We start from the raw sequence: 13,173 nt of genomic DNA on the forward strand, positions 1-13,173 counted from the left end.
AGCGAGCCTGCTCGCGATGATGGCCTCCACATCACCACTGACCTGAAGGCTAAACCTTCGCCTGAGCCTTCATCTGCGCCGACTCGTGATGATCCAGCGCCCGCTCCACCAACAACTGCACCCCATCCGCCATACGGCTGAGCGCCAAGGCTACAGAGCGGCGTGAGCCTTCCACATCGTCCGCCAGAGCGGCAGCAATGGCGCTGATGGACAGCAGGTCTTCGGATGCATTGGCCAGAAGGGCTTCGGTGTCAATGTCGGGGGAGACGCTGAACAGGTAATGTTTGCGGTGCTTGCCCGGTGTTTCAGGAGGTGGAAAGTAGTGGGAAAAGACGCAGTCGGCGGCTTCCTTGAGTTTTGCGGCTTCTAGGGATGCTTCGGAATCGGGGTCGGTTTCCGGCGGGTTGGGAGTTGGTTTGAACATGGCAAAGATCCTTGTAGTGATGGAGCTGCCGTGTTTCGTTTCCAGGCGAAAAGGGTGGCAGCTGTACGCGGACTGGAAAAACCGAGAAAGGATCAAACCCGGCAGACCCGAAGGTCTCCCACGTACAGCCGCCATAACTTAGAACTACGGAGCAAAAAAAGCGCCGCATTATGTCATGTGCATTGATCCTGTTCTTCGGGTTTTCCAGACCCGGTCGCTGAATTGGCAGCGACACCCAAACGATAAAGCTCAGCACAAAAGCGCACCAGTCAGCGGCTTCCGGCATTGCTGTAGGTAGCGACGCCAGACTGCGTAGCCGCCCACCATTCCTGCGGACAAGTTTTTAAACAAAAACCTCACCTTGAAGATTCCCAAAAAGGGACCTATCGTTCCTTTTTTGGGACTTGTCGGTCTATACCGTGAATAACCTGTCATTGAGCGAAGCCTTGTTCACCACCACCCAGCAAAAAGTGCTGGGCCTGCTGTTCGGTAAACCCGACCGAAGTTTTTACGCCAACGAAATTGCCCGCTGGGCTCAAGTGGGTAAAGGCAGCCTCATGCGTGAGCTGGATCGGTTGCAGCGGGCAGGCGTGCTGACCCTGAGTCGGCAGGGCAATCAGACCCACTATCAAGCCAATCCTGGATGTCCAATCTATGCCGAACTGCTGGGCATCACTCGTAAGACCTTCGGTATTGCCGAGCCTCTTCGCCAGGCGCTCGAACCCTCTGCCAAGCAGATTACCTGGGCATTTGTGTACGGTTCGATCGCCAAGGATCAGGCAAACGCATCCAGTGACATTGATCTCATGCTGATCGGCGAAGGCCTGCACTACAGTGAAGTGATGGAGCAGCTGTTGCCTCTGGAAGAGCAATTAGGCCGTGTCCTCAACCCTACGATCTACACCCCTGAGGACTGGGCGGCGAAACTGGCGGCTGACAACAGTTTTGTCTTGCGGGTCTCCCAGCAGGACAAAATCAATCTGATCGGGGGAAACCCTTTGGAGTCCATGGATGGGCAGCAACGAAAATCTGGAAAACCTGTTACGTAGCGGCGGACTCAAAGCGGAGCCGCCAGACCGCAAGGAATGTGAAGGGTTGCTGCGTTCGGCTGTGGATCGTCTGACCCCTTCGCGGGCAAGCCCGCTCCCACAGGTATTGCGTCTACCGCAAATTTTTCTGCACGCGGACCCTGTGGGAGCGGGCTTGCCCGCGAAAGGGCCGAAACACCCATCAACCATTACCCTGACCGTAACGATCCATCGCTGTGCTTGATTGATGCCCCCACCCAACACTCCTAAGGTGACCCTCACGAAAGCGAACCCGTGGAGTGGTCATGACAACAACAATATCCCCCGACTCGCGATGGACGCGGCGGCGCAGCGAGAAGCAGCGGCGTCTTGAATTGGTCAAGGGCCTGGCCGATGGTGTGGTCCTGCCCACCGACAATATTGTTGCCGCGCTCGAAGCCCTGATCCTGCCCGGCGACCGCGTGGTGCTGGAAGGCAACAACCAGAAGCAGGCGGATTTCCTTTCCCGCTCGCTGGTCAAGGCCGATCCGGCCAAGCTTCACAACCTGCACATGATCATGCCCAGCGTCGGGCGCTCCGAGCACTTGGACCTGTTCGAACGCGGCATCGCCCGCAAGCTCGACTTTTCCTTCGCCGGCACCCAGAGCCTGCGCATCAGCCAGTTGCTGGAAGACGGCCTGCTGGAGATCGGTGCGATTCACACCTACATCGAGCTTTACGCGCGGCTGGTGGTCGACCTGATTCCCAACGTCGTGCTCTCGGCGGGTTTCATGGCCGACCGCGCCGGCAATATCTACACCGGCGCGAGCACCGAAGACACCCCGGCGTTGATCGAGCCGGCGGCTTTCAGTGACGGTATTGTCATCGTGCAAGTCAATCAGCTGGTCGACGACGTGACCGACTTGCCTCGCGTCGACATCCCCGCGTCCTGGGTCGATTTCGTAGTGGTGGCCGACAAGCCGTTTTACATCGAGCCGCTGTTCACCCGCGACCCACGGCACATCAAGCCTGTGCATGTGTTGATGGCGATGATGGCGATCCGCGGCATCTACGAAAAACACAACGTCCAGTCGCTGAACCACGGCATCGGTTTCAACACCGCCGCCATCGAATTGATCCTGCCGACCTACGGCGAATCCCTCGGGCTCAAGGGCAAAATCTGCCGCAACTGGACGCTCAATCCGCACCCGACCCTGATCCCGGCCATCGAAAGCGGCTGGGTCGAAAGCGTGCATTGCTTCGGCACCGAACTGGGCATGGAAAACTACATCGCCGCGCGGCCCGACGTGTTCTTCACCGGCCGCGACGGCTCGCTGCGCTCCAACCGGATGTTCAGCCAACTGGCCGGGCAATACGCCGTGGATTTGTTTATCGGCGCGACGCTGCAAGTCGATGGCGACGGTCATTCTTCCACCGTGACGCGCGGACGCCTGGCCGGTTTTGGTGGTGCGCCGAATATGGGCCACGACCCGCGCGGTCGTCGCCACGGCACGCCGGCCTGGCTCGACATGCGCCACGGCGATGCGCCTGAACCCTTGCTCGAACGCGGCAAAAAACTCGTGGTGCAAATGGTCGAGACGTTCCAGGAGGGCGGCAAACCGACCTTCGTCGAAACCCTCGATGCCATCGACGTGGCGAAGAAAAGCGGCATGCCGCTGGCGCCGATCATGATCTACGGCGACGACGTCACCCACCTGCTGACCGAAGAAGGCATCGCGTATCTGTACAAGGCGCGTTCGCTGGAAGAGCGCCAAGCGATGATCGCCGCCGTCGCTGGGGTGACCATCATCGGCCTGCGGCACAACCCGAAAGACACCGCACGCATGCGCCGCGAAGGCTTGATTGCCTTGCCGGAAGACCTCGGCATTCGCCGCACCGATGCCACCCGCGAGTTGCTCGCGGCGAAAAGCGTGGCCGATCTGGTCGAGTGGTCCGGTGGCCTGTACAACCCGCCCGCCAAATTCAGGAGCTGGTAATGCACGCATTCAACCTGCAACCCAAACCTCTTTCGCTGGCCGAACGACTGGCGGATCTGGCAGTCGACGCGCTGATCGACGAAGCGGACCTGTCGCCGAAACCCGCACTGGTGGATCGTCGCGGCAATGGCGCGCACACCGATCTGCACCTCGGATTGATGCACGCGTCGGCGTTGGCGCTGTGGCCGGCGTTCAAGGAAATGGCGGAAGCCGCCATAGCTTTCGGCGACATTGGTTTGCCGCTGCGCCAAGCGGTGGGGCGACTCGGCCGGGAAGGTGAGCAAGCCATGTTTGCCACCACGGGCGGCGTGAACACCCATCGCGGGGCGATCTGGGCCCTCGGTCTGCTGGTCGTCGCTGCGGCACTGGAGCCGCAATCCACTTCCGCCGGTTCAATCACGTTGCGCGCCGCACGCTTGGCGCTGCTCGATGACCGCTACGCGCCACGCCCGCTGAGCCACGGCGCGCAAGTCGCCCAGCGTTACGGCGCGCGCGGTGCCCGTGAAGAAGCGCAGTTGGGTTTCCCTGCCGTGATGCAACGCGCCTTGCCGCAACTCAAACACAGCCGCGCCGCCGGCCATGGCGAGCAGAATGCACGCCTCGATGCGCTGCTGGCGATCATGACTCGACTGTCCGACACCTGCGTGCTCTACCGCGCCGGCGAACAAGGCCTGCACGCCATGCAGCTTGGCGCCCAAGCGGTGCTCGACGCGGGTGGCAGTGCCAGCCTCGCCGGTCGCCGCCGTCTGCATGAGCTGGACCAACAATTAATCGCGTTGAATGCCTCGCCCGGCGGCGCTGCGGATTTGCTCGCAGCCTGCCTGTTTCTCGACCGCATCGAGTCGGCTGACGGCAACAATCAAGGAGCGCTGTGATGGAAACCTTGTCCTTTGAATTCCCCGCCGGGCAGCCGCCACGCGGTCGTACGCTGGTCGGCTGTGTCGGTTCCGGCGATCTTGAAGTGCTGATCGAGCCGGGCCAGGCCGGCAAGCTGAGCATCACTGTGCAGACCTCGGTGAATGGCAGCGAACAACGCTGGCAGCATCTTTTTGCGCGGATGTTCGAGGGCCAGACGCCGCCGGCGATGGCCATCGATATTCACGACTTCGGCGCGACACCCGGCGTGGTGCGCTTGCGCCTGGAACAAGGCTTTGAGGAGATCAGCCATGACTGACACTGCAGAACTCCTCAATAAGCACAGCTTCGTCGAACTCGGCGCGCGGCAACGGACAAAAGCCTTGCTCGATGCCGGCACTTTCCGTGAATTACTCGACCCGTTTCAACGTGTCATGTCGCCCTGGCTGTCGCGCCAGGGCGTGGTGCCGCAAGCCGATGACGGCGTCGTGATCGCCAAGGGCAGCATCGGTGGTTTGCCGGTGGTGATCGCCGCGATCGAAGGTGCATTTCAGGGCGGCAGCCTCGGTGAAGTCGGCGGCGCGAAGATGGCCGGAGCGTTGGAACTGGCGGCCGAAGACAACCGCAACGGCATCCCGACCCGCGCCGTGTTGCTGCTGGAGACCGGCGGCGTGCGCTTGCAGGAAGCCAACCTCGGCTTGGCCGCGATTGCCGATATTCATGCGGCGATTGTCGACTTGCGCCAGTACCAACCGGTGATCGGTGTGGTGGCCGGCAGCGTGGGCTGCTTCGGCGGGATGTCGATTGCGGCCGGGTTGTGCAGCTATCTGCTGGTGACCCAGGAAGCGCGGCTCGGTTTAAACGGCCCGCAGGTGATCGAGCAGGAAGCCGGGCTTGAGGAATACGACTCTCGCGACCGTCCGTTCATCTGGAGCCTGACCGGTGGCGAGCAACGCTTCGCCAGTGGACTGGTTGATCGCTACGTCGCCGATGACGTGGCGCAGATTCAGCAGCAGGTCAGTGAATTGCTCCAGCAAGGCTTGCCGGAACAGCAACGCAGCCGCCAGGCCGATCTGTTCCTGCAACGGCTGGCCCGTCTAGACGCCGAGCCGCAAATCGAGCCGGCGACGGTTCGCGATCTGTACCAAGGAGAGCGCTCATGAGTTCGTATTCCCTGAGAGGTCTGCACTGGTTTGACGCTTTGAGTGCGGGCGCGAAATCGGTCGAGGGTTTGCCCGCGTCGCTGAAAGTCGCGGACGGCGCGTTGGGCGAACAACCGGTGCGCTTTATCGCCGTGGTCGCTGACCCCGACAATCGTTTCGTCCGTGCGCGCAACGGCGAAGTCGGCTTGCTTGAAGGGTGGGGCCTGGCCAAGGCAGTCGATGAAGTCATCGCCGCGGATGCGGATAAATCGCAGAAGCGCGCCTTGATCGCCATCGTCGATGTGCCGAGCCAGGCTTACGGTCGGCGCGAAGAAGCACTCGGTATTCATCAGGCCCTGGCCGGTGCGGCGGACAGTTATGCCCGCGCCCGGTTGGCTGGCCACGCGGTGATCGGTTTACTGGTGGGCAAGGCGATGTCCGGGGCATTTCTGGCGCACGGCTACCAGGCCAATCGCTTGATCGCCCTGCGCGATCCGGGGGTGATGGTGCATGCGATGGGCAAGGCCTCGGCGGCGCGGGTGACCTTGCGCAGTGTCGAAGAGCTGGAGGCACTGGCCGCCAGCGTGCCGCCGATGGCCTATGACATCGACAGCTATGCGAGCCTCGGATTGCTCTGGGAAACCTTGTCGGTTGAACAGATCGAACAGCCGACCGCCGCCGATCTGGCGCGCGTGACGGAATGCCTGACGCAGGCGATTGGCGATGTCACTGCCAGTGGCCGTGACTTGAGCAGTCGCCTCGGCGCCAGCAACCGTGCCGTTTCTAAAAAGGTTCGCCAATTGCTGAGAGCGCAGTGGTGAACACGCTCCTGGCTCACGACCTGCTCTGGGGCATGACCCCACAGCAGTTGCCGGCGGAGGCGCCTGCGTGGGTGATCGAATCGATCAGCACGGGTCATCCGGTGGTGGTCCGGCGTGCGCTGAGTGCGCCGGGTTTCATCTCGGTCGGGGTGCGTGGGCCGTTGCGTGAGCAGCGCTTTGCGACGCTGATGGCGGTTGATTCAATTCAGCGTCGGGTCAAACCGGAAGATCTTTGTCAGGTTTTGATCGAGCGGGATTTGCCGGCGGTTCGCGCCCTCGGACACCTGCGGCCGCTGCTCGATGGCTGTGGCTGGGTCTGGGGTGTCAGCGGCAGTGCCGGGTTCGAATTGGCCAGCGGCGTGGTTGCCTTGCACGATGGCAGCGACCTCGATTTGATCCTGCGCACGCCGCAACCGCTGGAACGTGCTCAGGCACAGGAACTGCTGAAGATTCTGAATAGCGCTGCGTGCCCGGTGGACCTGCAATTGCAAACGCCTCATGGCGCCGTCGCTCTGCGCGAATGGGCCGGTTCTGCACGCCGGGTTTTGCTCAAAAGTGCCCGCGAAGCCTGCCTGGTGCTGGACCCGTGGAACCCGCAGGAGCAAGCCGCGTGAGCAGTTTGCTGGTGTTCCCCGGCCAGGGCGCGCAGCAGCCGGGCATGCTCCATCGTGTACCGCACGAAACGCTGATCGAGGCGAGTGACGTACTCGGTGAAGATGCGCTGCTGCTGGATTCCAGCGAAGCATTGCAGTCGACACGGGCGGTTCAGCTCTGCTTGCTGATCGCTGGTGTCGCGGCTGCGCGCCAGTTATCAATCGCGCCGGATTACGTCGCGGGATTGTCCATCGGCGCTTATCCAGCGGCTGTGGTTTCAGGTGCCATGAGCTTCCCCGATGCACTGCGTCTGGTCAGCCTGCGCGGTGAGCTGATGCAGCAGGCTTATCCAAAAGGCTACGGCATGACCGCGATCATCGGCCTGGAACTGGCCACAGTGGAAGACTTGCTGGCGAACATCCACAGCGTCGATTCACCGGTTTACCTGGCCAACATCAATGCCGATAACCAGGTGGTTATCGCCGGCAGCGATGAGGCGATGAAAGCGGTCGCCGCGCTGGCAAAAGGTCGCGGTGCCGGCTTGGCAAAACGCCTGGCGGTCAGCGTGCCGTCGCATTGTCCGCTGCTGGATACACCCGCGAAGACCCTCGCCGAAGCGTTCGCCAGCGTTCAGCTGAAAACGCCGACGCTGGGTTACCTGAGCGGCAGCCGCGCCCGGCCGATCAGCAGCACGGATGCGTTGCGCGACGACCTCGCTTTCAACATGTGTCGCGTCGTCGATTGGCGCGGCACGCTGCAAAGCGCTTACGAGCGTGGCGTACGTTTACAAATAGAACTGCCGCCCGGTGCGGTGTTGACCGGGCTGGCGCGCCGGGTATTCGAGCAGGGCACCGTGATCGCTTTCGACGGTGCGCGCCTGGACACCTTGCAGGCGCTGTTGCGTGAGGAGGGAAGCCGCCAACGCTAGGGCACCGACTCAGGCCTTCGAACAACAAAAACAACATTCGACGATGCACTTTGAGGAAACAACAATGATTATTTACGGTGTGGCGCTGTTGGCGATCTGTACGCTGGCAGGGGTGATCCTGGGCGATGCGCTAGGCGTGTTGCTCGGCGTGAAATCCAACGTGGGCGGGGTCGGGATCGCGATGATCCTGCTGATCTGCGCGCGGTTGTGGATGCAAAAGCGCGGTGGCATGACCAAGGATTGCGAGATGGGCGTCGGCTTCTGGGGCGCCATGTACATTCCGGTGGTGGTGGCGATGGCCGCACAACAAAACGTCGTCACCGCACTGCATGGCGGCCCGGTGGCGGTGCTTGCGGCCATCGGTTCGGTGGTGCTTTGCGGGTGCACCATTGCGTTGATCAGCCGGACTCACAAAGGTGAACCGTTGCCCGATGAACCGGCGGAACTCACGCCGGTCGGCACCCCAGTAGGAGGCCGCTGATATGTTGGAAATCATTCAGAAAGGCCTGGCCAATAACGGTCTGGTCACGGCGTTCGCGTTTGTCGGCGTGATCATGTGGGTGTCGGTGGTGTTGTCCAAACGCCTGACGTTCGGACGGATTCATGGCTCGGCCATCGCCATCGTCATCGGCCTGGTATTGGCCTGGGTCGGCGGCACCATGACCGGCGGGCAAAAAGGCCTGGCGGACCTGACGCTGTTTTCCGGCATCGGTTTGATGGGCGGCGCGATGTTGCGCGACTTCGCCATCGTTGCCACGGCGTTCGAAGTGCAGGCCACCGAAGCGAAGAAGGCCGGGCTGATCGGCGTGATCGCATTGCTGCTCGGCACGATTCTGCCGTTCATTGTCGGGGCGAGCATGGCCTGGGCTTTTGGTTATCGCGACGCAATCAGCATGACGACTATTGGCGCGGGCGCGGTGACGTACATCGTCGGGCCAGTGACCGGCGCGGCGATTGGCGCCAGTTCCGATGTGGTGGCGCTGTCGATTGCCACCGGGTTGATCAAGGCGATTCTGGTGATGGTCGGCACGCCGATGGCCGCACGCTGGATGGGCCTGGATAACCCGCGTTCGGCGATGGTGTTCGGTGGGTTGGCCGGCACCGTCAGCGGCGTGACGGCCGGGTTGGCGGCGACGGATCGGCGGCTGGTGCCTTATGGCGCGCTGACGGCGACGTTCCACACCGGGCTTGGCTGCCTGCTTGGGCCTTCGTTGCTGTACTTCATTGTTCGCGGGATTGTGGGTTAACCCGCTACATCGTTGCTGAATGTACTGACGCCATCGCGAGCAGGCTCGCTCCTACTGGGGATTGCATTCCAAATGTAGGAGTGAGCCTGCTCGCGATGGGCGCAACTCGGTTTCAGGTCTGGCGATTGGCATACATCCGGCACTCCGCCAGCAACGCCAGCAAATTCGGATCACGCTCCTTGGCCTTCAGGAACACCACGCCGATGTGCTGCTGCAACCGGTACTTTTCCTGCAATGGAATCAGCTTCACCCGGTTCTCATACACCGCCGCAATCCGCCCCGGCAGCAACGCATAACCCACCCCCGAACTGACCATGCTCAGCAGGGTGAAGATGTCGTTGACCTGCATCGCCACCTTCGGCTCGAACCCCGCCTGCTTGAACACCCGATTACCGTCCTGATGCGTGGCGAAGCCTTGGGTCAGGGTGATGAAGGTTTCATCGCGGACTTCGGCAAGATCCACTTCGGTTCTTTGCGCAAACTTCGAATCCGCCGGTGTGGCGAGGAAGATGTCGTCGGAAAACAGCGGGATCTGCGCGCAATCCGGGTCGTTGACGCTGTCGTCCAGCGACACCAGAATCGCGTCGACTTCCATGTTCTTGAGCTTGTAGAGCAAGTCGAAATTCGAGCCGAGAATCAGGTCGATGTTGAGTTCGCTGCGGCGGATTTTCAGGCCCATGATCAGCTGCGGTACGGTCTTCACCGTCAGCGAATACAGCGAGCCCAGCTTGAAGCGTTCAGCGGAGAAACCGGCGGCTTCGCGGGTCAGGCGCACGGTCTCGACGACGTCCTGAATGAGTTTTTGTGCCCTTTCCTCCAGCACATACGCGCTTTCCAGCGGCGTCAGGTTGCGCCCTTCGTGTTTGAACAGTGGGCAACGCAGGGCGCTTTCCAGGGAATGAATCGCCCGGTGCACGCTGACGTTGCTGGTCTCCAGCTCGGCAGCGGCGCGGGCCAGGTTGCCGGTGCGCATGAAGGCGAGGAACACCTCGAGTTTTTTCAGGGTCAATTCTTCGTCGATCAGCATGGGCGTGACTCTTGTTCGAATGGCTCGATTGTGCACGCATGTTGGGGTGTTTGTGTTTTGAAACATTGCGCTTTTACGCTTGAGGCCTGAGCCTTGCGCGATGTTGTATTGGATTGTGAGGTGAGCAACGCATGTATCACGGGGAAAGATTGAACGCCTGGACGCATTTGGTCGGGGCGGTAGCGGCGGCGGTCGGGGTGGTGTGGATGCTGGTGATCGCCGGCATGGACGGCAGCCCGTGGAAGATCGTCAGCGTGGCGATTTACGGGTTCACGCTGATGGTGCTCTACAGTGCATCGACCGTGTACCACAGCGTGCGCGGGCGGAAAAAAGCGATCATGCAGAAGGTCGATCACTTTTCGATCTACCTGTTGATTGCCGGCAGCTACACACCGTTTTGCCTGGTGACCCTGCGCGGGCCGTGGGGCTGGACGCTGTTCGGGATCGTCTGGGGGCTGGCGCTGATCGGCATCCTGCAGGAAATCAAACCGCGTTCAGAAGCACGGATTTTGTCGATCGTGATTTATGCGGTGATGGGCTGGATCGTGCTGGTGGCGGTCAAGCCGTTGCTGGCGGCGCTGGGCACGGCAGGGTTTGCCTGGCTGGCGTCGGGCGGGATTTTGTACACCGTGGGGATTATCTTTTTCGCCCTGGATCATCGGTTGCGGCATGCCCACGGGATCTGGCATTTGTTCGTGATTGCGGGGAGCTTGCTGCACTTTGTGGCGATTCTGGTTTACGTGCTTTAGGCCGCGTCGCGGCCATCGCTGGGGCCCTAGAAGTCACCCCATAGCTGCTGGGCCACCGCCAACGCCACCACCGGCGCGGTCTCGGTGCGCAACACCCGCGGCCCAAGGCGCGCCGCATGAAACCCCGAAGCCTTGGCCGAATCCACCTCAGCCTCCGACAACCCACCCTCCGGCCCGATCAGGAACGCCAGCGTCCCAGGTTTGGCATGGCTCACCAACGGCTCGGCCACCGGATGCAGCACCAGCTTCAACTCCGCCTCGGTTTGCTTCAACCAGTCCGCCAGCAGCAACGGCGGATGAATCACCGGCACCCGTGAACGCCCGCACTGCTCGCACGCGCTGATTGCGACCTGGCGCCAGTGCATCAGGCGTTTGTCGGCGCGTTCGTCTTTCAATCGCACTTCGCAACGGTCGCTGAAAATTGGCGTGATTTCCGTCACGCCCAGTTCCGTGGCTTTCTGAATCGCCCAATCCATTCGCTCGCCACGGGACAAGCCCTGGCCGAGGTGGATGTGCAGGGACGACTCGTCTTGCCCGGCAAAACTTTCATTGATCTGCACCACCACACGTTTCTTGCCGACCTCCGCCAGCGTCGCGCGAAATTCCTGGCCCGAGCCGTCGAACAACTGCAATGCATCACCCTCGGCCATGCGCAGCACGCGGCTGATGTAATGGGCCTGGGCCTCTGGCAATTCGTGTTGGCCAATGCTCAGCGGGGCGTCGATGAAAAAGCGGGACAGTCTCATGCGGGTTCTCTTTAATTTGATCTTTCCCACGCAGAGCGTGGGAACAAGCGCTGTTCAATCAACCCGGATCGCGGAAACCCGGATGAAAATCCTTCGGCACCGACACGCTGACGCTGTTGCGGGTCGCGATGTCGATCCCTTCACTGGCTACTTCAGCCAGGAAGTCGATCTGCTCCGGGGTGATCACGTAAGGCGGCAGGAAATACACCACGCTGCCCAGCGGTCGAAGTAAAGCACCGCGTTCCAACGCATGCTGGAACACCTTCAAGCCGCGACGTTCCTGCCACGGCCAGGCTTCCTTGGTCGCCTTGTCCTTGACCATCTCGATGGCCAGCACCATGCCGGTCTGGCGCACTTCCGACACGTTCGGATGATCGGCCAGATGCGCAGTAGAAGTCGCCATGCGCTGGGCCAGCGCCTTGTTGTTCTCGATCACGTTGTCTTCTTCGAAGATATCCAGCGTCGCCAGGGCCGCGGCGCACGCCAGCGGATTGCCGGTGTAGCTGTGCGAGTGCAGGAAGGCGCGCAGGGTTGGATAGTCGTCGTAGAAGGCGCTGTAGACATCCTCGGTGGTCAGGCAGGCCGCCAGCGGCAAGTAACCACCGGTCAGGGCCTTGGACAGGCAGAGGAAGTCCGGACGGATGCCGGCCTGTTCGCAGGCGAACATTGTCCCGGTGCGGCCGAAGCCGACGGCGATTTCGTCATGGATCAGGTGCACGCCATAGCGGTCGCAAGCTTCGCGCAGCAATTTGAGGTACACCGGGTGGTACATGCGCATGCCGCCGGCGCCCTGGATCAGCGGCTCGACGATCACCGCCGCGACGGTCTCGTGATTCTCGGCCAGGGTCTGTTCCATGGCGGCAAACATGTTGCGCGAATGCTCTTCCCAGCTCATGCCGTCGGGACGCAGATAGCAATCAGGGCTCGGCACCTTGATCGTGTCGAGCAGCAGCGCCTTGTAGGTCTCGGTAAACAGCGGCACGTCGCCCACCGACATCGCCGCCATGGTTTCGCCGTGGTAACTGTTGGTCAGGGTGACGAAGCGCTTCTTGTTCGGCTGGCCGCGGTTGAGCCAGTAGTGAAAGCTCATTTTCAGCGCGACTTCGATGCACGACGAACCGTTATCGGCGTAGAAGCACCGGGTCAGGCCTTCCGGCGTCATTTTCACCAGGCGTTCAGAGAGCTCGATCACCGGCTGATGGCTGAAGCCGGCCAGGATCACATGCTCCAGCTGATCGACCTGATCCTTGATGCGCTGGTTAATACGCGGGTTGGTGTGGCCAAACACGTTGACCCACCAGGAACTGACCGCGTCGAGATAGCGTTTGCCCTCGAAGTCCTCAAGCCACACGCCTTCACCGCGCTTGATCGGGATCAGCGGCAGTTGTTCGTGGTCTTTCATCTGGGTGCAGGGATGCCACAACACCGCGAGATCGCGTTCCATCCACTGTTTATTCAGGCCCATATCCAGTCTCCTCGAGGCTACCCGCGGCGTAGCGGGGCAAACAATCGCGCAAGCCTATGCAATGCGTCGCGCGGGAACAACCCATTGTGTGGATTGAGCTACTTTACTAGAGCCGATAGACGTTGCTGGCGGCGTACAGATGCCTGACGTATTCTTCGCGGTTCTTTGAGT

General features: G+C 61.4%; 15 protein-coding genes. 11 read left to right on the forward strand and 4 right to left on the reverse strand.

The genetic code is table 11. The annotated features are described in order from the left end of the window. Positions 1-49: 49 nt before the first annotated feature. On the reverse strand, positions 50-424 hold the full coding sequence (locus ACYZT4_RS22795) for a DUF6124 family protein (RefSeq protein WP_461983083.1): 375 nt from the start codon (positions 422-424) through the stop codon (positions 50-52). 419 nt (positions 425-843) lie between these two features. Here ACYZT4_RS22795 and ACYZT4_RS22800 point away from each other — a divergent pair, with 419 nt between their 5' ends. From ACYZT4_RS22800 to madM, 10 genes are all read left to right on the forward strand, one after another. After that, positions 844-1,473, forward strand: a complete 630-nt coding sequence (locus tag ACYZT4_RS22800; RefSeq protein WP_461983084.1) for a transcriptional regulator — start codon at positions 844-846, stop codon at positions 1,471-1,473. 284 nt (positions 1,474-1,757) lie between these two features. Further along, positions 1,758-3,428, forward strand: a complete 1,671-nt coding sequence (gene mdcA, locus ACYZT4_RS22805) for a malonate decarboxylase subunit alpha (RefSeq protein WP_461983085.1) — start codon at positions 1,758-1,760, stop codon at positions 3,426-3,428. Beyond that, entirely contained in the window at positions 3,428-4,303 is an 876-nt protein-coding gene (locus ACYZT4_RS22810; RefSeq protein WP_461983086.1) for a triphosphoribosyl-dephospho-CoA synthase, read from the forward strand. Before mdcA ends, ACYZT4_RS22810 begins: the two co-directional genes overlap by 1 nt. Further along, a complete protein-coding gene (locus ACYZT4_RS22815; protein ID WP_461983087.1) occupies positions 4,303-4,602 on the forward strand; it encodes a malonate decarboxylase subunit delta in 300 nt (99 codons plus the stop codon). Before ACYZT4_RS22810 ends, ACYZT4_RS22815 begins: the two co-directional genes overlap by 1 nt. Then, positions 4,595-5,446, forward strand: a complete 852-nt coding sequence (locus ACYZT4_RS22820) for a biotin-independent malonate decarboxylase subunit beta (RefSeq protein WP_461983088.1) — start codon at positions 4,595-4,597, stop codon at positions 5,444-5,446. The genes ACYZT4_RS22815 and ACYZT4_RS22820 overlap by 8 nt, the downstream gene beginning before the upstream one ends. Beyond that, positions 5,443-6,246, forward strand: a complete 804-nt coding sequence (gene mdcE / locus ACYZT4_RS22825) for a biotin-independent malonate decarboxylase subunit gamma (RefSeq protein WP_461983089.1) — start codon at positions 5,443-5,445, stop codon at positions 6,244-6,246. Before ACYZT4_RS22820 ends, mdcE begins: the two co-directional genes overlap by 4 nt. Then, entirely contained in the window at positions 6,240-6,860 is a 621-nt protein-coding gene (locus ACYZT4_RS22830) for a malonate decarboxylase holo-ACP synthase (RefSeq protein WP_461983090.1), read from the forward strand. Before mdcE ends, ACYZT4_RS22830 begins: the two co-directional genes overlap by 7 nt. After that, positions 6,857-7,768 carry a malonate decarboxylase subunit epsilon gene (gene mdcH / locus ACYZT4_RS22835; protein ID WP_461983091.1) on the forward strand — a complete coding sequence of 304 codons (912 nt, stop codon included), beginning with the start codon at positions 6,857-6,859 and terminating at the stop codon, positions 7,766-7,768. Before ACYZT4_RS22830 ends, mdcH begins: the two co-directional genes overlap by 4 nt. Positions 7,769-7,832: 64 nt before the next feature. Beyond that, the gene (gene madL / locus ACYZT4_RS22840; RefSeq protein WP_008026228.1) at positions 7,833-8,249 is read left to right on the forward strand and encodes a malonate transporter subunit MadL; all 417 of its coding nucleotides are present in this window, start codon (positions 7,833-7,835) and stop codon (positions 8,247-8,249) included. Position 8,250: 1 nt separating this feature from the next. Beyond that, positions 8,251-9,015, forward strand: coding sequence for a malonate transporter subunit MadM (gene madM, locus ACYZT4_RS22845; RefSeq protein ID WP_461983092.1), 765 nt, complete (start codon positions 8,251-8,253; stop codon positions 9,013-9,015). Between the two features lie 112 nt (positions 9,016-9,127). Here the strand turns inward: madM and ACYZT4_RS22850 are convergent, their stop codons facing one another. Further along, positions 9,128-10,042, reverse strand: a complete 915-nt coding sequence (locus ACYZT4_RS22850) for a LysR family transcriptional regulator (RefSeq protein WP_461983093.1) — start codon at positions 10,040-10,042, stop codon at positions 9,128-9,130. Positions 10,043-10,173: 131 nt separating this feature from the next. On the opposite strand from ACYZT4_RS22850, the gene trhA reads away from it, so the two are divergent. Continuing rightward, entirely contained in the window at positions 10,174-10,791 is a 618-nt protein-coding gene (gene trhA / locus ACYZT4_RS22855; protein ID WP_461983094.1) for a PAQR family membrane homeostasis protein TrhA, read from the forward strand. 26 nt (positions 10,792-10,817) lie between these two features. On the opposite strand, the gene ACYZT4_RS22860 is transcribed toward trhA, so the two are convergent. Continuing rightward, positions 10,818-11,537: a 16S rRNA (uracil(1498)-N(3))-methyltransferase gene (locus tag ACYZT4_RS22860; RefSeq protein WP_461983095.1), complete on the reverse strand. Its 720-nt coding sequence runs from the start codon at positions 11,535-11,537 to the stop codon at positions 10,818-10,820. A 58-nt stretch (positions 11,538-11,595) separates the two neighbouring features. Then, positions 11,596-13,002 carry an adenosylmethionine--8-amino-7-oxononanoate transaminase gene (locus tag ACYZT4_RS22865; protein ID WP_461983096.1) on the reverse strand — a complete coding sequence of 469 codons (1,407 nt, stop codon included), beginning with the start codon at positions 13,000-13,002 and terminating at the stop codon, positions 11,596-11,598. Positions 13,003-13,173: the final 171 nt, after the last annotated feature.

It is taken from the genome of Pseudomonas sp. GB2N2 (genome assembly GCF_054897705.1).